This window comes from Brachybacterium sp. 107 (assembly GCF_052379725.1).
In the GTDB taxonomy this organism is placed as follows: domain Bacteria; phylum Actinomycetota; class Actinomycetes; order Actinomycetales; family Dermabacteraceae; genus Brachybacterium.
On the sequence record NZ_JBQSYW010000010.1, the window covers coordinates 123,151 to 141,468 of the forward strand.

Below are 18,318 nucleotides of genomic sequence, written 5' to 3' on the forward strand. Positions count from 1 at the left end.
CGCGAGCGTGGCGGAGGTATCCGGAGGCACGGCAGCCACGGAGGGGACGGCCGGGTCCGACGGATCCGGCCAGGCCGACGGAACCGATCAGGCCGACGGTTCTGGCCAGGCCGACGGTTCTGGCCAGGCCGACGGAGCCGGCCAGGCCGACGAGGCGACCCCTCACGGTGATCCGGGAGCCGGCGCTGCGGGACCACGGGCGCGGCTGCTCGCCCTCGCGGGACTCGCGGTGCTCGGCAGCGAGGGCGATACGGTGGGTCGCGTGCGCGATATCTACCTGCACGATGCCACCGGCGAGCTCGCGGCGGTCTCCGTGGTGCGTCGTCAGCTCAGCTCCCGCCACGGGGTCATCCCGTCGGCCGCGATCGCCGAGCTGCCTGCTGCGGAGCCCGACGAGAGCGCGCAGTCGATCCGTCTGCTGATCTCCGCCGAGACCGCTCGCACCGGGATCCGCCCGCCGCAGACCGGCCACCTCACCCCCGAGCTGCTGCGCGAGGCGCACCAGGTGCTCGGGCTCGAGGAGTCCGCGACCGCATGAGGATCCTGCTGCTGACGCACTACTACGCGCCCGAGTTCGGGGCGCCTCAGCGTCGATGGTCCGCCCTGATCGAGCGCTTCATCGCCGCCGGCCATCGGGTGACCGTGGCGGCGCCGGTGCCGCACTATCCCAGCGGACGGCCCAACAGCACCCAGCGGCGCACCCATCGCGTGGGCGGGGTCGAGGTGGGCCGGCATGGCGAGACCGTGCTGCGCACCGCCTATCTCCCGCACTTCGCAGACATCGGCACCCGCACCGCCGATCACCTGGTGGCCGCCGCGGATGCGCTGTGGCGCCTGCGTCGGCGGTTCTCCCGGCCCGATACCCGACCCGATGTGGTCATCGCGACCGCCCCCGCGATCCCGACGCTCATGGTGGGGCGCGCGCTCGCCTCCCTGTGGGACGTTCCGCTCGTGGTGGAGATGCGTGATGCCTGGCCGGATCTGGTCACGCACGTCGGCCCGGCCGGCGCGCTCGTGGCCGAAGCGGTGCACGCCCCGCCTCGGAACGCCGCCCGGACCAGCATGCGCTGGGCGGTCGCGCTGGCCAAGGGCGTGGTGCACCAGCAGGTGACCAGCTGGCAGAGCGGCGCGCAGGCCGTCGTGACCACGACGGATCGCTTCGCCGAGGTGCTCGAGGAGCGCGGCGTCACCGAGATCGACGTGGTGCGCAACGGCACCGATCTGTCGAAGGTCACCCCGCGTCACGACCACCTGCCTGGTGACCATCCAGAGCTGCGCTGCCTGTACCTGGGCAACATGGGGCGCTCGCAGGGACTGGACACCGTGGTGCGGGCCGCGGCGCAGCTGCGTCGCGAAGGTGTGGACCTGCAGGTGCGTCTCGTGGGCCACGGGGTCGAGGCGTCGGCCCTGGCCGCTCTGGCCGAGGAGCTGGACGCGCCGGTGGAGGTGCTGCCGCGCATCCCGCACCGCGAGGTCGGCGCGCAGTACCACTGGGCGGACACCGTCGTGGTGTCGCTGCGGGACTGGGCGCCGTTCCAGTGGACCGTTCCCTCCAAGCTCTACGAGATGCTCGCGACCGGGCGGCACATCACGGCGCTGCTGGATGGCGAGGCGGCCGACGTGGTGCGGGCGGCCGGCGCCGGCCACGTGCTGCCCCCGCAGGACGTCGACGCGCTCGCGGACCTGTGGCGGGGGCTCGCCGCGGACCGGTCGCAGGCGGGCGTGCGGGCCAGCGGCAGAGCCTGGGTCTCCGACCACGCCGACGACGACGTCCTCGCGCGGAGGTACCTCGACATCCTCGCCCGCGTGATCCGCCGGGCCGCGTGATCCGCCGGGCCGCCTGACCCGTCCGAGCCGTCGGACTCCGCCGACCGTGGACCGATCTGCCGGATCCTGCACCGACGCGGGACTCGTCACGCGACCGTGCGTTGCGCTTCCCCTGGAGCGCGCGGCGCGGAATATACTCCACGGCCCGAGGACATCCACGGGAAGGACACCAGTGAGCGCTGACGCCAGAGCAGCGGCCGGGACGCCCGCCGCGACGAAGTCCGGATTCCGCCCCGACGTCCAGGGACTGCGGGCGATCGCCGTGCTGTTCGTGGTGCTCTACCACGCCGGGGTCCCGCTGATCACCGGTGGTTTCGTCGGGGTCGACGTCTTCTTCGTGATCTCCGGATTCCTCATCAGCACCCATCTGCTGGAGATGCTGGAGACCCACGGGCGGATCCGCTTCGGGAGCTTCTACGCCAAGCGCGCCCGACGGATCCTGCCGGCGTCCCTGCTCGTGGCGCTGCTGACCGTGCTGGCGGCCTGGATCTGGATGCCTCCGCTGCTGATGAACGAGGTGGCCAAGGGCGCGGTGTCCGTCGCGCTGTACGTGCCCAACATGCTGTTCGCCGTGGAGGGCACGAACTATCTGGCCGAGACCAGCCCGTCGGTCTTCCAGCACTACTGGTCCCTCGGCGTCGAGGAGCAGTTCTATCTGTTCTGGCCCGCGATCCTCGCGCTCGGCTTCTGGCTGTGCCGGCGCAGCGAGCGGCGCCTGCTGATCATCGTCTCGGTCCTCACGGCGCTCTCGTTCGTGCTGTGCGTGGTGGGCATGGCCATCTCTCAGCCCTGGACCTTCTTCGCCCTGCCCACGAGGGCATGGGAGCTGGGCGCCGGCGCGCTGATCGCGTTCCTGATGCGCACCGGGGCGCCGTGGCTGCGCTCGGCCCGCACCGGGCTGCTGTCCTGGCTGGGGCTGGCGCTGCTGGTGGCGGTGGGTCTGCTGTACACGGACGTGACCCCGTTCCCCGGATACACCGCGGCGCTGCCCGTGATCGCGACCGCCCTGCTGATCGTGGGCGGTGCGGCGCCCGGCGGCGCGAACGCGAATCGTCTGCTGAGCGTGCGCCCGATGCAGTTTGTCGGTGCGATCTCCTATTCGCTGTATCTCGTGCACTGGCCGTTGCAGGTGATCCCGCAGGTCGTCGCCGGGGAGGAGGATCCGCTGCCGCTGGGGGTCAAGCTGCTCCTGGGGGCGGTGGCCTTCCCACTGGCCTGGCTGCTGTTCCGCTTCGTGGAGCGCCCCGTGATCGCCTTCGCCCCGCTGCGCCAGCGCTCGCAGCTGTGGACCGGCGCCGTGGCCCTGGCGGCGTCGGCGACACTGATCGCGACGGGTGGCGGCAGCTATCTCCTGACCCAGGAGGAGGAGGCGGCGACCGATGTCGCGGCGGCCGCGGAGGCGCCGACCCCGAACCCGAAGGGCACCGACTTCGTGCCCGAGAACCTCACGCCCTCCCTCGAGGAGGCCGAGGACGACAACCCCACGATCTACGACGACGGCTGCCACCGCTCGGAGGCCGACACCGACCCCGGCGGCTGCCAGGTGGGGGACGACGAGGACGCCCCGCTGGTGTTCCTGTTCGGTGACTCGCACGCGGCCAGCTGGTATCCGGCCCTCGCGGAGCTCGCCGACCAGGGGAAGATCCGCCTGGACACGAACACCAAGAGCTCGTGCACCTCGGCGGACCTCCGGCAGCTGGAGGAGGGCGTGCCGTACACCGAGTGCGATGAGTGGCGTGCCGGCGTGATCGACCGGATCAACGCCGAGCAGCCCGACCTGGTGCTGCTGACGAACTACCCCGGCGCCCCGCCCGAGCTGGTGGGCGGCGACGACGACTTCCCGGCGAAGTGGCAGGCCGGGCTGGAATCCACGATGGGGAAGATCGACGGGCCGGCCGTCGACGTGCTCGCCGACGTCCCCAACCAGGGCAGCACCTCGGCGGTGTGCCTCTCGGCGCATCTGGAGGACGCCCAGGAGTGCGCGATCCCGGTCGGCGAGGCGTTCGACGCCCCTCTGGTGACGGCCAGCGAGGCCGCCGCCACGGACAGCGGTGCGACGTTCCTGGACCTCAAGCGGTACTTCTGCAACGAGGAGAACTGCCCCGCGATCATCGGGAACACCCTGGTGTACCGCGACGGCCACCACCTCACGGCGCACTTCAGCCGCGAGATGGCAGAGCCGCTGTGGAAGGAGCTCGAGCCGACGATCGGCTGAGCGGGCACGCGCCCCGGATGGCCCCGCCCCGGCCCGGCCCGCCCCGCCTCGCCCCGGCCCGCCAGGGCTCGCCCCGCCAGGGCCCGCTCGGGCCGCTACAGCACCGTCTCCGCGCCCATCACCACGGTGCGCGTGGGCGGCAGGTGCAGCACGTGGGTGCGGTTGGCCGAGGCCCGTTCGAGCTGACGGAAGATCGCCTTCTGCCAGCGCGGCATGGAGCTGTCCTGGCCGGGTTCGATGCGGAACACGGACAGGAAGTAGACGGCGTCCTCGGGATCCAGCACCAGCTCCGGGACGTGCTCGGTGCAGTCCGGTGCGCAGTGGTCGTGGAGGTGCCCACGCAGCTCGATGGCGGCGCGCAGCGCGGCGGGGACGTCCTGCGAGTCATGGAAGCCCACCTGATAGGTGACCTGCACGATCCCGTCGGAGCTGTCTCCCAGCACGTCGACCAGCACCCGGTCGTCGTGGTGCACGCGCGGCACCCAGAGGTGCTTCATGGTCACGATCACCACGTGCTCGTGGAGCACGCCGTTCATCTCCACGCCGGTGCGCAGGGCCAGCGGCACCGTCGTCGGATCCCCGTGGGGGTACACGGCGAGCCCGTGGACCCGCGGGACGGCCCGGGCGGGCCCGGCCACGAAGTCCGCGATCGGTCCCTCCATCTCACGGCGCCGCCCGAACAGGATCCGCGAGCCCCGCTTCCACACCAGCATGATGGTGGTGAGCACGGCGGCGACCACCAGCGGCAGCCAGCCCCCGTCGGGGATCTTCACGACGTTGGCGGCGAGCAGCACGAGCTCCAGACCGCCCACGACCACGGCCATGGTGATCACGCGCCACAGGGGCCACTTCCGGATCCGTCGGGCGTAGAGCAGGAACAGGGCGAGCACCAGGATGATCGTCCCGGTCACCGCGAGGCCGTAGGCCGCGGCGAGCGCCTCGGAGCGTCGGAAGACGACCACCAGCACCACCACGCCCACGAACAGCAGCGCGTTGATCGAGGCGACGTAGATCTGCCCTCCGTGTTCGGCGGAGGTCTGCGTGACCTTCAGCCGCGGCAGCAGGGACAGGCGCGTGGCCTGGCGGGACACGGAGAACGCACCGGAGATCACGGCCTGGGAGGCGATCACGGTGGCCATCGCGGCGAGCACCACCAGAGGAACGCGCAGGGCGTCGGGCACGAGGGAGAAGAAGGGGTTCGCGACGGCGGCGGGGTCGGCGAGGATCAGGGCGCCCTGGCCGAAGTAGTTCAGCAGCAGTGCGGGCAGCACGAGGCAGATCCAGGCCAGCGCGATGGGCCGTCGGCCGAAGTGCCCCATGTCCGCGTACAGCGCCTCGGCGCCGGTGATCGTCAGCACCACGGCGCCCATCGCGATGAACGCGACCACGGGTCGGTCGATCATGAACGCGATGGCGTAGTGCGGGGACAGCGCCCGCAGGATCGACGGGCTCGCGAGCACGTGCGGCAGACCCATCGCCGCGAGCGTCAGGAACCAGATGACCATCACGATCCCGAAGGAGCGGCCGATGCGGGCGGTGCCCCAGCGCTGCACCGCGAACAGCGCCGTGAGCACGATCAGCGCGCCGGGCAGGATCACCGTGTTCGGGACCGAGCTGGCCACCTCGATGCCCTCGAAGGCGGAGAGCACGGAGATCGCAGGGGTGATCAGCGAGTCCCCGAAGAACAGGGCGGCCCCGACCACGCCGAGCACGAGCGCGACCGCCGCTTCCCGGGAGCCGATGAGCGAGCCGCCGGTGCCGAGCTTGCGCAGCACGAGCGCGGTGAGGGCGAGGATGCCGCCCTCACCCTGGTTGTCGGCGCGCAGGATCAGCCCGATGTAGGTGACGCTGACGATGATCAGCAGGCACCAGGTGACCATGGAGATCACGCCCAGCACGTCGGACTCGGAGGGGGCGACGGCGTTGTGGTGGGTGCTGAAGACCGTCTGCAGCGCATACAGCGGGCTGGTGCCGATGTCCCCGAATACGACGCCGAGCGCACCGGTCATCAGGATCGCCAGCGGTTCCCGGGTGCGGGGCATGCCGCGCTGGTCGAGGTGGTGATGGGGGTGCTGGTGCGGATGAGGTGCGTGCGCGGGGTGCGGTCCCGAGGCGTGACGTGCGGCCGACGCGCGCTGCGCGCGGTGCGGGTGCTCCGGGTCGGTGTCGGTCGACGGAGGGACCGGTGACTCGTGGTCGTCGGTCTGGGGGATTTGCTCGTGATCAGGGTCAGATGGCTCGTCGGAGCGGGGCGAGCGCGAGGAGTTCTCGGGCACGACGCTGATCCTGCCACTGCCCGGGCCGTTTGCACCCGACCGGACCGCAGCAGTTCTGTTCCCTGCGCCTCACCAGGGGCGGCGCAGGCCTGCGCGCCGCGAGATCATCAGTCGGCCTCGAGGGGGAGCCACACGCGCATCGGGCCCACGCTGCGGTTGCCCCAGGCGTAGTACGGGATCGCGGTCCAGGTGGTGGGCGTGCGGGTGACCTCCGCATCGGCGCTGCCGTGGACCGGGTAGGGCCAGGCGGCGGCCGCGGCGGAGACGGCGACAGCGCTGCCGCTGACGGCGAGCGGCACGGCGCCGTCCAGGGCGGGGAGCGGATCACCGGCCGACGGGGCCTGGTGCGGATCCACGGCGGCGTCGTCGACGCTCGCCGCACCGTCCTGGTCCTCGTTCTCGACCGCGTAGACCAGCGGGCCGCGCTCGAGGGCGACGGCGCCGCGGGAGGCATCGAGGCGGTGATGGGCGCCGACGAAGCGCGGGGAGAGATCCAGGTCCAGCTCGATCACGTCGCCGGCGGTGAGGACCGCGCGGACCTCGGCGGGGGAGCCATCGGCCGGCACCGTGATCGGCTGCTCGGGCGCCGCGGCCGCCATCCCGCGGAAGGTGACCTCTGCGGTACCGCGCGACCAGGCCGGGATGCGCAGCGACACGGTGCGCTCCGTCGCCGGGGCCTCGAGGACCTCCACGTGCACGCGGCCGTCCGTCGGATAGTCGGTGGTGACGCGGACGCTCAGGGTGTCCGTCCCCTCTCCGGCGCTCCAGGTGCCGGAGGCGAACTGATGGAGCTGCAGGCCGTCGGCGGTCGCGGTCGCCGCGAGATGGTCGAGGCTCGCGAAGGTGCGCATGATGTTGGGCGGGCAGCAGGCGCAGTCGAACCAGCCGCGTCGGCCGTGGGCGATCGAGCGGCCCTCGTCGGCCGTGGCGCCCTCGCGCAGCTGCAGGGAGTTGACGTAGAAGTACTCGGTGCCGGCGAGGGAGACACCGGGCAGGAAGGCGTTGAACAGCAGGCGCTCGATGACGTCGGCGTAATGGCTCTTCCCGGTGGCCAGGAGCAGTCGCCAGGCCCACTGGATCGCGCCGATCGCGGCGCAGGTCTCGGCGTAGCCGCGGTCGGTGGTCATCTCGAAGGGGTCCCCGAAGGCCTCCCAGTCCCAGCGGGCGCCCATCCCGCCGGTGACGTACGTCTTGGAGGCCAGCAGGTCGGCGAAGACGGACTCGGTGGTGGCGAGCAGGGCGGCGTCGTCATCCTCGACGGCCTGGTCGGTGGCGCCCGCGAAGAGGTAGAGCGCGCGCACGGCGTGGCCCTCCACGGTGCGGGCCTCGCGCACCGGGACCGCGGTGGAGAAGTAGCCCGGCCCGGGGTTCACGCCGTCGAAGCGCTCCTCGCCGCCGCGCGTGTCCAGGAAGAAGCGGGCGAGGTCCTTGATCTCCTCGCGGCCGGTGAGGCGGAACAGCTCCACCAGCGCCATCTCGATCACGGGGTGGCCGCCCGTGGAGTGGCGCAGCTCGGGGCCGAACACGGTGCGCAGGTGCTCCACGATCCGCAGCGAGACGTCCAGGAGCTCCTGCTCGCCGGCGCTGCGGGAGAGGGCGACGGCGGCCTGGATCAGGTGGCCGTAGCAGTACAGCTCGTGGTTCCAGGCCATGTGCGAGTAGTGCTCGTCGGGGGAGTGGCGCAGGGTGTGGACGGAGTTGAGGTAGCCGTCCTCCTGCTGCGCGCCGGCGATCATCGAGGTGACCTCCCGGGCCATGCCGCGCAGCTCGGGATCGTCCTCGCGGCCGAGTTCGAAGGCGACCGCCTCGAGCCACTTGTAGACGTCGGAATCCTGGAAGATCATCCCGGAGGCCTCGCCCTGCTCCGTGCCGCCGACGATGCGGAAATTGCGGAACGTGCCCGAGGCCTCGAGCTGTTCATAGCCGGAGCGCAGGCCGGCCGTGCGGTTGCGCTGCTGGCGGGTGTGCCAGAAGCCGCCGGTGATCCGGGCGGCGCCCGGCTGCAGCGGACGCAGCGTGACGGCGGCCTGAGCAGTGGGGACCGCCGGGGCGGTAAGCGTGTTCGGGGACGTCGTCATCAAGGACCTCACAGGTGAGCTTCGTTGCGGAAAGTGCGGAAACCAAGTTTCTGTGTCGATAATGGCATGCTCCCTCCAGCGGGACAACCCCCGCCCTGGAACGCACGTCACCGCACGCCATGCGTGCCACCGCACACCGCACACCGCACACCATGCACGAGCCCAGGAGGCCCCGTGAAGACCACGCCGATGCGACCGTCGATGCCCTCCCCCCGCATCGCCGACGTCGCCGAGCTCGCCGGGGTCTCGATGAGCACGGCGTCCAAAGCGCTCAACGACACCGGGCAGCTGCGCGAGGACACCCGGGCACGGGTCAAGGAGGCGGCGGCGCAGCTCGGCTTCGTGGTCGGCGCCTCCGGCCGTGGGAGCGCCGATACCCGCACCTACACCGTGGGCCTGCTGACCACGGACAGCTTCGGCCGCTTCACGATTCCGCTGCTGATGGGGGTCGAGGACGCGCTCGCCGCGGGGAAGATGGCGATCATCCTGTGCGACACCCGCGACGACGTGCTGCGCGAGCAGCACTACCTGCAGTCCCTGCAGGAGCGGCGCGTCGACGGCCTGATCATCACCGGGCGCACCACCGATCCGCGGCCCTCCATCTCCCTGCCGATCCCGACCGTCTACGCCTTCTCCCCCTCGGAGGACCCCGACGACTACGCGGTGGTGGCCGACGAGGGCGCCGGGGCGACGATGGCCGCCGAGCACCTGCTGGCCATGGGCTCGCGGCGCATCGCGCACGTCACCGGACCGCAGCGGCACCATTCGGCCGACGCCCGGGCGCTCGCCGTGCAGCAGACGCTGGGGGATGCCCTGGTCGCGCCCACCCTCTTCGGGCACTGGTCCGAGGAGTGGGGCCGCGCCACCGTGGACATGCTGCTGGCCTCCCACCCCGATCTCGACGGACTCCTCTGCGGCTCGGATCAGATCGCGCGCGGGGTGACGGATCGCCTCCGGGAGAAGGGGATCGACGTCCCCGCTCAGGTGCGGGTCACCGGCTTCGACAACTGGGAGGTCATGGCGCTCGCCTCGCGCCCGCCGCTGACCACCGTGGACATGGGCCTGACCGAGCTGGGCCGCCTCGCCGGCCGCACCCTGCTCGACCTGGTCGAGGGGAAACCCGACGTGCCGCACCAGCAGGTGCTCACGCCCCGCCTCGAGGTCCGCGCCTCCAGCCTCTGACCTCGGACCGAGGCGCAGAACTCCGGGCCCGTGCGGGACGGTTCGGGGCGTGGGGATGCGCGAGCGCGGGACTGCCGGGGTCAGGCCTCGCGGGCGGCGCGGAAGGCGGGCAGCACGACCTCTTCGCGCAGCGCCCGACGGTGCGGCTCGGGGGCGAAGCCTGCCTCGAGCCCGGTGAGCACGACCTGCTCGAGGTCCTCGAGCGTCCAGTCGAAGGTCTCGGTCACCAGGGTCATCTCCCGGGAGGTGGAGGTGCGGCTCATGAGGCGGTTGTCGGCGCTCAGCGCGAGGGTGAAGCCAAGGTCGTGCAGCGGCCCGACGGCGTGACGGGCGACGTCCGTGGTGTCGCTGGTCTGCAGGTTCGAGCTGGGGCATACCTCGAGGCAGATCTGCTCGCGGTGCACGCGCGCCGCGACGGGGCCGAGCTCCTGGCCGTCGATGTCCTCGATCAGGCGCACGCCGTGGCCGATCCGCTGCGCGCCGCAGTCCAGGGCATCCGCGATCGAGGAGGGGCCGTCGGCCTCCCCGGCGTGGATCGTGACGTGGATGCCGTGATCGCGGGCGAGGTCGAACTGGGCACGGAACCGGGACGCCGGGAAGCCCTCCTCGGGCCCGGCCAGGTCGATGCCCACCACGCCGCTCGAACGCCGATCCATGGCGAGCTCGACCAGGTCGTCGGTGGGCTCGAGGTGGCGGAGGTAGGCCAGCAGCTGACCCACCACGATCCGTGCGCCGGAATCCGCCGCCGCGGCGACGCCCTCGTCCAGTCCGTCCTGGACCGCCTGCACGGCCTCGTCGAGGGTGAGTCCGCCGGCGGTGTGCTGGTGCGGGGCCCAGCGGGTCTCGGCGTAGACGACGTCGTCGGCGGCCATGTCCTCGACGAACTCGCGGGCGATGCGCCGCAGCGCGGGGGCGGTCTGCATCAGCGCGAGAGTGCGGTCGAAGGTGGAGAGGTAGGCGGGCAGGGACCCGGAGTCGGCGGCGTCGTGGAACCAGTCGGCCACGTCGCGGGCGGTGGGGACCTCGGCGCCGCCGGGCACGTCGACGCTGCCGTCCGCCTCGTGGGCAGGAGCGATCGGCGGTGGGGCGATGCCCTGCTCGGCGCACAGCTCGAGCACGGTCGCCGGGCGCAGTCCGCCGTCGAGATGGTCGTGCAGCACGACCTTGGGCAGGGATCGCACAAGAGCGGGGGAGAGGCGCATCCGTGCAGGATACGCCGGAGAACTGGGCGTGAATCGCGTGCTCGGGCCGGTGTCGTCGAGTCCGGGAGTCGGGCCGCGGTGGGTGAGGCTCGGGGCACCGAGCTTCCCGAAACCATTCACGGGACTTTCCTCGTTCGTCATGCGCGCGAAACCCCCCTGTGGTCGGATCGGACGTGGACACGCTCGACACGGAGAGCTCGAGCGACCTCCCCGAATCCCTTCTCCCACACCCCCACGCCCAGGAGACCCCATGCCGGCATCCGCCGCGCCCGCCACTGCCACCGCGACCGCCCCCGTCAGCCGCCGCCGGCTGCTCCAGGCCAGCGGTGCCTCCGCCGCCGTGATCGCCCTGGGCATCACGGCCCCGAACGCGAGCGCCGAGGAGGGGCCGCAGCCCGAGGGCCTGTTCTCCCTGGGCGTGGCCAGCGGGGCGCCCCGGCCCGACGGCGCGGTGCTGTGGGCCCGGCTGGCCCCGGAGCCGCTCGCCGAGGACGGCCACGGCGGGATGGAGCTGCGGGATGTCACGGTGCGCTGGCACGTCGCGAAGGATCCTGAGTTCCGGCAGATCGCGGCCCGCGGGCAGGCCCTCGCCCAGCCCGAGCTCGCGCACGCCATCCACCCCAAGGTCGAGGGCCTCGACCCGGCGACGGACTACTACTACCGGTTCTCGGTGGGGCGCACGAACAGCCCCGTCGGCCGCTTCCGGACCCTGCCCGCGCAGGGCGCGGAGGTCGAGTCCTTCAGCGTCGGTGTGGTCTCCTGCCAGGCCTGGTACCACGGGCATTTCACCGCGCACAAGCATCTGGCCGCGGAGGAGGAGCTGGACCTGGTGGTGTTCGTGGGCGACTACATCTACGAGTACGGCATCACGGAGGCGAACCTCTGGCGCCAGGGCGCCGAGGTGGGCCCCGCGCATCAGGTCGAGACGGAGACCCTCGAGCAGTACCGGCTGCGCTACGCCCTGTTCAAGCTGGATCCGCACCTGCAGGCGGTCCACGCCCGGGTGCCGGCGGTCGCCGTGTGGGACGACCACGAGGTGCAGAACGACTACGTGGGCGGCGGCTCCAGCACCGGCATCCCGGAGGATCAGTTCGCCTATCGCATCGCCGTCGCGTACCGCGCCTTCTACGAGAACATGCCGCTGGACATCGAGGCGCTGCCGGAGGGTCCGGATTCCGACATCACCACCGGGTTCGACGTGGGCTCCCTCGCGCGGTTCTCGCTGCTGGACACCCGCCAGTTCCGGGACCCGGCGCCGACGGGCGCCGAGGACCAGCAGGATCCGGACCGCACCATGCTCGGCGCGGAGCAGGAGGCCTGGGTGACCGAGCGCCTCGAGCAGTCCCCGGCGCTGTGGAACGTGATGGCCAATGGCGTGGTGGTCGCCGCGATCACCGAGGACCGCACCGACATGTGGGACGGATACCCGGCGGCCCGGCAGCGTCTGCTGGACGCGATGGTCGCCAGCAGCAACCCTGTGGTGCTCACCGGCGACATCCACAAGCACGTCGCCGCGGAGCTGCTGGCCGACTTCACGGATCCGGGCAGCGGCACCATCGGGGTGGAGCTGATCTGCACCTCGGTGGGCTCCGACGGCGACGGCGCGAAGACCGACAACTACACCGACGACTGGACGCAGCACGAGTACGTCAAGCACTACGACGGCCGACGCGGCTACATCCACCTGCGCTTCACGCCCCAGGAGCTGGTCTCCAGCTTCTACATCGTGGAGTGGATCGAGGCCGACGACACCGCCCCGAAGCAGCTCTCGGCGCGCTTCACCACGCCCGCCGGCGACCCCCGCCTGATCCCGGCCTGACCAGCCAGAGAAGAGCAGCCATGAGCCCGCGCCCCGACACCATCACCGGCCTGCACGCCGAACCCGCCCTGGCCAGGACCCAGGTGTCCTGGGAGCCCCTGGGATTCGATCCGCTGATCGACCACTTCCGGGTCTATGCGGTTCGCGGCGAGAGCGCCCCGGGCACGCCGCGGGAGAGCGATCTGATCGCCAAGACGGTCTACCCGACCTTCGCCCACACGAACCTCGACCCGGCCGGGGAGACCTGGACCTACACCGTGCTCGCGGTCTCCGACGCCGGCCGACGCGGCCGCCCCAGCGTGCCGTTGACCGGCAGCTCCCTGCCCTCGGTCACCGCCACCGGGCGGGAGATCGCCCGGATCGGCGACTTCGACGGCCGCACGCTCGAGCACCACCTGGCGCCGAGCTCGTATGCGAAGATCCCCGCGGAGTTCCCGGGCGCCGTCATCGAGTACGAGCAGGGTGCCGACGAGCCCGGCACCGCCTGGCCGTACCTGCTGCCGGGCCCGGGCGACGCCTGGGCGGGGAAGAAGCCCTACCGGGCGCGCTGGACGCTCACGCTCGACGACGCGCCGCAGGCCGATCTCGACCTCGCTGTCTGGCTCGTGGACACCACGCGGCTGGGTGGGATCCTGCGGGTCAGCGCCAACGACGAGCACGTCACCGATATCGAGCTGCCCGTGGGCAGCACCCGCGGCTCCCGCGAGGGGGACGCGACCGTGCCGGGCTCGACGCTGCGGCGCTCCTTCCACGAGCACGCGCTCCCGGCCTCGCTGCTGCAGGCGGGGGTCAACGTCCTCGAGCTCGAGCTGGCCGAAGGCGGCTGGGCGGCGTGGGACGCCGTGGGGGTGTTCGCGCGGGAGTAGCATGAGCAGCGGGAACGGCAGGAGTGGCGGGAGCAGCCGCATCCCCGGGTCGCGGGATCTGTCGCTGCCCGTCGCCTCCCTCGAAGCACCTCGAGATCCCCGCGTGAAGAAAAGGGTGCAAAACGGACAAAGCGTGACATACTCCGTAGTATGCGAGGCATCATTCTGGCGGGCGGCACGGGCTCGCGGCTGCATCCTTTGACCATCGGCGTCTCCAAACAGCTCATGCCTGTCTACGACAAGCCGATGATCTACTACCCCCTGAGCACCCTCATGCTCGCGGGCATCCGCGACATCCTGATCATCACCACCGCCGATGACCAGCCCGCGTTCCAGCGCGTCCTCGGCGACGGCAGCCGCTTCGGGGTGTCGCTGAGCTATGTCATCCAGCCCGATCCCGACGGTCTCGCCCGCGCCTTCGTGCTGGGCGAGGAGTTCCTGGCCGGTGAGCCGGCCGCGCTCGTGCTCGGGGACAACCTCTTCTACGGGCAGGGCATGGGTGAGCAGCTGCGCCGCTTCCACGACCTCGAGGGTGCGGCCGTGTTCGGCTACTGGGTGAACGACCCCAGCGCCTACGGCGTGGTCGAGATGGACCGCGACGGCAACGCGATCTCGCTCGAGGAGAAGCCGATCCGCCCCCGGTCGAACTACGCGGTGCCGGGCCTGTACTTCTACGACGCCACCGTGGTGGAGCGGGCGAAGATGCTGCAGCCCTCCGCGCGCGGAGAGCTCGAGATCACCGACCTGAACCGCTCCTATCTCGACGACAGCATGCTGCAGGTCGAGGTGCTCACCCGCGGCACCGCCTGGCTCGATACCGGCACCTTCGACGACCTCGCCGCCGCGGGAGACTTCATCCGCACCGTCCAGCAGCGCCAGGGCCTGTCCATCGGCGCGCCCGAGGAGGTCGCCTGGCGGATGGGATACCTCAGCGACGAGGAGCTGCGGGAACGTGCCGAACCGCTCGTGAAGTCCGGCTACGGCCGCTACCTGCTGGACGTCCTGAGTCGCGAACGGGCCGATCGGCCCGTCTGACCCTCGGTCCGCACCACCCGTCGGCCCGCCACCCACCCACCGCGGAGGAATCCTCGATGTCGCGTCATCTGCTCGTCACCGGAGGGGCCGGCTTCATCGGCTCCGATTTCGTCCACTACGTCATGGCGCACACCGATGACACGGTCACGGTGCTGGACAAGCTCACCTATGCCGGCAGCCGCGAGTCGCTGGCCGGGGTGCCGAGCGGCCGGGTGCGTCTGGTGGTCGGGGACATCGCTGATGCCGCGACGGTGGAGCCGCTGGTCGCGGAGGCCGACGCGGTGGTGCATTACGCGGCGGAGTCCCATAACGACAACTCGCTCGATGATCCCAGCCCGTTCCTGACCACGAACCTGATCGGCACGTTCACGCTGCTCGAGGCGGCGCGGAAGCACGGCACCCGGTTCCATCACATCTCGACGGACGAGGTCTACGGGGATCTGGCGCTCGATGATCCCGAGCGGTTCACGGAATCCACGCCGTACAACCCGTCGAGCCCGTACTCGGCGACGAAGGCCGGCAGTGATCTGCTGGTGCGGGCGTGGGTGCGGTCCTTCGGGGTGCAGGCGACGCTGTCGAACTGCTCGAACAACTACGGGCCGCGCCAGCACGTGGAGAAGTTCATCCCGCGTCAGATCACGAACCTGATCGACGGGATCCGGCCCCGGTTGTACGGGGCGGGGCAGAACGTGCGCGACTGGATCCACGCCGATGACCATTCCAGCGCGGTGCTCACGATCCTGGATCGCGGCACGATCGGGGAGACCTACCTGATCGGGGCCGACGGGGAGAAGAGCAACAAGGAGGTCGTGGAGCTGATCCTGGACCTCATGGGGCGTGAGAGCACGGACTACGAGCACGTCACCGATCGTCCCGGCCACGACCTGCGCTATGCGATCGATTCGACGCGGCTGCGCACCGAGCTGGATTGGCAGCCTTCGTTCCGCGACTTCGAAGCGGGCCTGGCGGCGACGGTTGCCTGGTACCGCGAGAACGAGGACTGGTGGCGCCCGCAGAAGGCGGCCACCGAGGCGAAGTACGCAAAGGTGGGGCAATGACCCAGCTCGGCGTGCACGAGACCCAGATCCCGGGTCTGCTCGTGGTGGATCTGCCGGTGCACGGGGATGACCGGGGCTGGTTCAAGGAGAACTGGCAGCGGGAGAAGATGGTCGCCGCGGGCCTGCCGGACTTCGGCCCGGTGCAGAACAACATCTCCTTCAACCAGGCCGTGGGCGTCACCCGGGGCATCCATGCCGAGCCGTGGGACAAGTACATCTCGGTCGCGACCGGTCGCGTGTTCGGGGCGTGGGTGGATCTGCGCGCCGGGGACAGCTTCGGGGCGACGTACTGGCACGAGATCACGCCGGAGGTGGCGATCTTCGTGCCGCGCGGGGTGGGCAATGCGTTCCAGACCCTGGAGGCGCCGGCGGCGTACACCTACCTGGTCAGCGACCACTGGTCCGAGGCCGCGCAGTCGCAGTACACGTTCCTGAACCTGGCGGACGAGACCGCGTCGATCCCGTGGCCGATCCCGCTGGACCAGTCGGAGCTCTCCGCGAAGGACCTCGCCCATCCGCGTCTGGCGGAGGTCACGCCGGTGCCGCCGCGCCGCACCCTGGTGATCGGCGGGGGAGGGCAGCTGGGGCGTGCGCTCGCGGCGCGCTGGACGTATCTGTCCGACGTCGACGTGGTGACCCGCGAGCAGCTGGATCTCGCCGATCCCGTGAGCGTCGCGGCGTTCGATTTCTCGCCGTACGGGACGATCGTCAACGCCGCCGCGTACACCGCGGTCGATGCTGCGGAGTCCGACGAGGGTCGCCGCGCGGCCTGGGCGGTGAACGTCACCGGGGTGGGACGCCTGGTGGAGGCTGCCCGTGCGCAGCGGGCGACGCTGGTGCATGTCTCCAGCGACTACGTCTTCGACGGGAGCGCCGAGGTGCACGACGAGGACGAGGCGCCGAGCCCGCTGGGCGTCTACGGGCAGACGAAGGCCGCCGGCGACCAGCTCGTGGCGAGCCTGAGGGAGCACTACATCGTGCGCACCAGCTGGGTGATCGGCGAGGGCGGCAACTTCGTGGACACCATGGCGGGCCTCGCCGGGCGCGGCATCGACCCGACGGTGGTCGACGACCAGATCGGCCGGCTCACCTTCACCGCCGATCTCGCCGCGGCGATCGATCACCTGCTCACCGTGCGTCCCGCTGCCGGGATCTACAACGTCACGAACGAGGGGGAGCCGGTCAGCTGGGCCCGCATCGCCGCCGAGGTGTTCGCCCTGACCGGCCACGAGCGGGGTCGCGTCACGCCCGTGAGCACGGGTGAGTATTACGCGGGCAAGACGGGGATCGCCCCACGACCTCGGCATTCCGCTCTGGACCTCGCGAAGATCCACGCCACCGGCTTCGCCCCCCGCGAGCAGTTCGCGGCCCTGGGGGAGCACCTCGCGGGCTGACCGCGCCGAGACGGAGGAGCTACGGAGAATTTCCTCGCGCTTCGCGGTGGCGCGCGCGACGTTCCCGGAGCAGACTTCTGGGACCTGCAGACGCCGATCCAGAGGGAGGGCACGATGACAGAGCCTGCACCCTTCGAGGTGTTCGACGAGGGCGTGTACCTGCACGGCACGAAGGCCGCGCTGGAGCCCGGGGAGCTGCTCACGCCGCAGCAGCCCTCGAATTATCGAGACGGCCTGGCGATGCGCCACGTCTACTTCACCGAGACTCTGGCCGCCGCGGCCTGGGGAGCCCAGCTCGCCCAGGGCGAGGGCCAGCCCCGCATCTATGTCGTGGAGCCGACAGGGGAGATCGAGGACGACCCCAACGTCACCGACAAGCGGTTCCCGGGCAACCCGACACGTTCCTATCGCACCCAGGAGCCGGTCCGCGTGGTCCGCGAGCTCGAGGGCTGGACCGGGCACAGCCCCGAGAGCGTGCACGCCATGCGGGAGGGCCTCGCCGAGCTGCGCCGAAGCGGGGATGACGAGATCATCGACTGACGGCAGACCCGCGCGCTCAGTGCAGCGAGAGCAGCTGCCGCAGCCAGGGCACGTGCGCGCCGATCAGGGAGATCGTGCCGTCCCCGAGCACCAGCAGCGCGATGAGCGCCAGCACCACGGCGAGCACGGCCTGCAGCGCGCGCCATCGCTCGACGAACCAGTCGGCGAGGCGCCGCACCAGGCGATCATGCTTCCCGGTGCTCGCGATGATCGTGAGGGTCACCAGCGGCGCCTGGTAGATGAGGTGCCACAGCACGAGGAGCCCGATCCGCAGGGGGAGCGACTCCTCCTGGGCGGCCATGCCCACCGCAAGCGTGAACGCCGGATCGGCGAGAGCGGTCATCGAGAAGGCGAGGCCGGCGGCGAGCAGGGGCCAGATCGCGAGCCGGGACGGCGTGCTGCGACTGCTGAGCCGGCCGGGGGCGGAGGGCTGCCGATGCACCGAGCGCCACTGGTGCAGCGCGAGCGCGCCGAGCGCGAGGCCGGCGACCACCTCGATGCTGCCGATCGCGTTGTTCGAGTGGAGGATCGGGCGCAGCCACGTGCCGAGCACGGTGAGCACGGGGTGCAGGAGGGCGGTGACCGGGATGATCACCAGCGCGTAGCCGCCGCAGAAGGCGAGCAGGTGCCGAAGCCGCCCACCGCGCAGGAGGATACCGGTCGCGATGACGCCGCCGAGCACGTCCATGGTGATCGCGCCGAGCCCCAGGAACGCGAGGACGCCGGCGAGAGTCATGATCCGAGCGTACGAGGCCGGACCGTGCGATGCGGTGCTGCTGGCGCCCGTTCGTGACGGGGGTTATCCAGATGTCAGCTTCCGGTGCAC

Annotated in this window: 14 protein-coding genes; 10 read left to right on the forward strand and 4 right to left on the reverse strand. The window is 71.2% G+C overall.

All coding sequences use genetic code 11. The features are described from left to right. Positions 1-7: 7 nt before the first annotated feature. The 3 genes from ACT3UL_RS12455 (at position 8) to ACT3UL_RS12465 (ending at position 4,042) form a co-directional block, all read left to right on the forward strand. Complete coding sequence (locus tag ACT3UL_RS12455; protein ID WP_444578563.1) at positions 8-538, forward strand: hypothetical protein; 531 nt, start codon at positions 8-10, stop codon at positions 536-538. After that, positions 535-1,827, forward strand: coding sequence for a glycosyltransferase family 4 protein (locus ACT3UL_RS12460; RefSeq protein ID WP_444578565.1), 1,293 nt, complete (start codon positions 535-537; stop codon positions 1,825-1,827). The genes ACT3UL_RS12455 and ACT3UL_RS12460 overlap by 4 nt, the downstream gene beginning before the upstream one ends. 172 nt (positions 1,828-1,999) lie before the next feature. Next, positions 2,000-4,042 carry an acyltransferase family protein gene (locus tag ACT3UL_RS12465; protein ID WP_444578566.1) on the forward strand — a complete coding sequence of 681 codons (2,043 nt, stop codon included), beginning with the start codon at positions 2,000-2,002 and terminating at the stop codon, positions 4,040-4,042. A gap of 95 nt (positions 4,043-4,137) precedes the next feature. Here ACT3UL_RS12465 and ACT3UL_RS12470 read toward each other — a convergent pair whose 3' ends face one another. Then, positions 4,138-6,084 (reverse strand): potassium transporter Kup, encoded by a 1,947-nt coding sequence (locus ACT3UL_RS12470; RefSeq protein ID WP_444578567.1) that lies wholly within the window; start codon positions 6,082-6,084, stop codon positions 4,138-4,140. A 341-nt stretch (positions 6,085-6,425) separates the two neighbouring features. Next, positions 6,426-8,396 carry a glycoside hydrolase family 127 protein gene (locus tag ACT3UL_RS12475; RefSeq protein WP_444578569.1) on the reverse strand — a complete coding sequence of 657 codons (1,971 nt, stop codon included), beginning with the start codon at positions 8,394-8,396 and terminating at the stop codon, positions 6,426-6,428. 174 nt (positions 8,397-8,570) lie between these two features. Between ACT3UL_RS12475 and ACT3UL_RS12480 the strand changes: the two genes are divergently transcribed. After that, positions 8,571-9,578, forward strand: a complete 1,008-nt coding sequence (locus tag ACT3UL_RS12480) for a LacI family DNA-binding transcriptional regulator (RefSeq protein WP_444578571.1) — start codon at positions 8,571-8,573, stop codon at positions 9,576-9,578. An 80-nt stretch (positions 9,579-9,658) separates the two neighbouring features. Here the strand turns inward: ACT3UL_RS12480 and ACT3UL_RS12485 are convergent, their stop codons facing one another. Next, positions 9,659-10,780 carry an adenosine deaminase gene (locus ACT3UL_RS12485; RefSeq protein WP_444578573.1) on the reverse strand — a complete coding sequence of 374 codons (1,122 nt, stop codon included), beginning with the start codon at positions 10,778-10,780 and terminating at the stop codon, positions 9,659-9,661. A 250-nt stretch (positions 10,781-11,030) separates the two neighbouring features. Here ACT3UL_RS12485 and ACT3UL_RS12490 point away from each other — a divergent pair, with 250 nt between their 5' ends. From ACT3UL_RS12490 to arr, 6 genes are all read left to right on the forward strand, one after another. Then, on the forward strand, positions 11,031-12,599 hold the full coding sequence (locus ACT3UL_RS12490; protein WP_444578574.1) for an alkaline phosphatase D family protein: 1,569 nt from the start codon (positions 11,031-11,033) through the stop codon (positions 12,597-12,599). Between the two features lie 20 nt (positions 12,600-12,619). Continuing rightward, a complete protein-coding gene (locus ACT3UL_RS12495) occupies positions 12,620-13,465 on the forward strand; it encodes a polysaccharide lyase family protein (RefSeq protein ID WP_444578576.1) in 846 nt (281 codons plus the stop codon). A gap of 150 nt (positions 13,466-13,615) precedes the next feature. Further along, entirely contained in the window at positions 13,616-14,500 is an 885-nt protein-coding gene (gene rfbA / locus ACT3UL_RS12500) for a glucose-1-phosphate thymidylyltransferase RfbA (RefSeq protein ID WP_444578578.1), read from the forward strand. Between the two features lie 56 nt (positions 14,501-14,556). Then, positions 14,557-15,558, forward strand: coding sequence for a dTDP-glucose 4,6-dehydratase (rfbB, locus tag ACT3UL_RS12505; RefSeq protein WP_444578579.1), 1,002 nt, complete (start codon positions 14,557-14,559; stop codon positions 15,556-15,558). Then, on the forward strand, positions 15,555-16,952 hold the full coding sequence (locus ACT3UL_RS12510; RefSeq protein ID WP_444578581.1) for a sugar nucleotide-binding protein: 1,398 nt from the start codon (positions 15,555-15,557) through the stop codon (positions 16,950-16,952). Before rfbB ends, ACT3UL_RS12510 begins: the two co-directional genes overlap by 4 nt. Before the next feature lie 114 nt (positions 16,953-17,066). After that, positions 17,067-17,492, forward strand: a complete 426-nt coding sequence (gene arr / locus ACT3UL_RS12515) for an NAD(+)--rifampin ADP-ribosyltransferase (protein ID WP_444578583.1) — start codon at positions 17,067-17,069, stop codon at positions 17,490-17,492. Between the two features lie 16 nt (positions 17,493-17,508). On the opposite strand, the gene ACT3UL_RS12520 is transcribed toward arr, so the two are convergent. Next, positions 17,509-18,228 carry a GAP family protein gene (locus ACT3UL_RS12520; protein ID WP_443350618.1) on the reverse strand — a complete coding sequence of 240 codons (720 nt, stop codon included), beginning with the start codon at positions 18,226-18,228 and terminating at the stop codon, positions 17,509-17,511. Positions 18,229-18,318: the final 90 nt, after the last annotated feature.

Bases quoted from the DNA above. Each gene is read 5' to 3' on its own strand.
- ACT3UL_RS12460 (WP_444578565.1), top strand. From the start codon at position 535: ATGAGGATCCTGCTGCTGACGCACTACTACGCGCCCGAGTTCGGGGCG.
- ACT3UL_RS12470 (WP_444578567.1), bottom strand. From the start codon at position 6,084: ATGCCCCGCACCCGGGAACCGCTGGCGATCCTGATGACCGGTGCGCTC.
- ACT3UL_RS12475 (WP_444578569.1), bottom strand. From the start codon at position 8,396: ATGACGACGTCCCCGAACACGCTTACCGCCCCGGCGGTCCCCACTGCT.
- ACT3UL_RS12485 (WP_444578573.1), bottom strand. From the start codon at position 10,780: ATGCGCCTCTCCCCCGCTCTTGTGCGATCCCTGCCCAAGGTCGTGCTG.
- ACT3UL_RS12490 (WP_444578574.1), top strand. From the start codon at position 11,031: ATGCCGGCATCCGCCGCGCCCGCCACTGCCACCGCGACCGCCCCCGTC.
- ACT3UL_RS12495 (WP_444578576.1), top strand. From the start codon at position 12,620: ATGAGCCCGCGCCCCGACACCATCACCGGCCTGCACGCCGAACCCGCC.
- rfbA (WP_444578578.1), top strand. From the start codon at position 13,616: ATGCGAGGCATCATTCTGGCGGGCGGCACGGGCTCGCGGCTGCATCCT.
- rfbB (WP_444578579.1), top strand. From the start codon at position 14,557: ATGTCGCGTCATCTGCTCGTCACCGGAGGGGCCGGCTTCATCGGCTCC.
- ACT3UL_RS12510 (WP_444578581.1), top strand. From the start codon at position 15,555: ATGACCCAGCTCGGCGTGCACGAGACCCAGATCCCGGGTCTGCTCGTG.
- arr (WP_444578583.1), top strand. From the start codon at position 17,067: ATGACAGAGCCTGCACCCTTCGAGGTGTTCGACGAGGGCGTGTACCTG.
- ACT3UL_RS12520 (WP_443350618.1), bottom strand. From the start codon at position 18,228: ATGACTCTCGCCGGCGTCCTCGCGTTCCTGGGGCTCGGCGCGATCACC.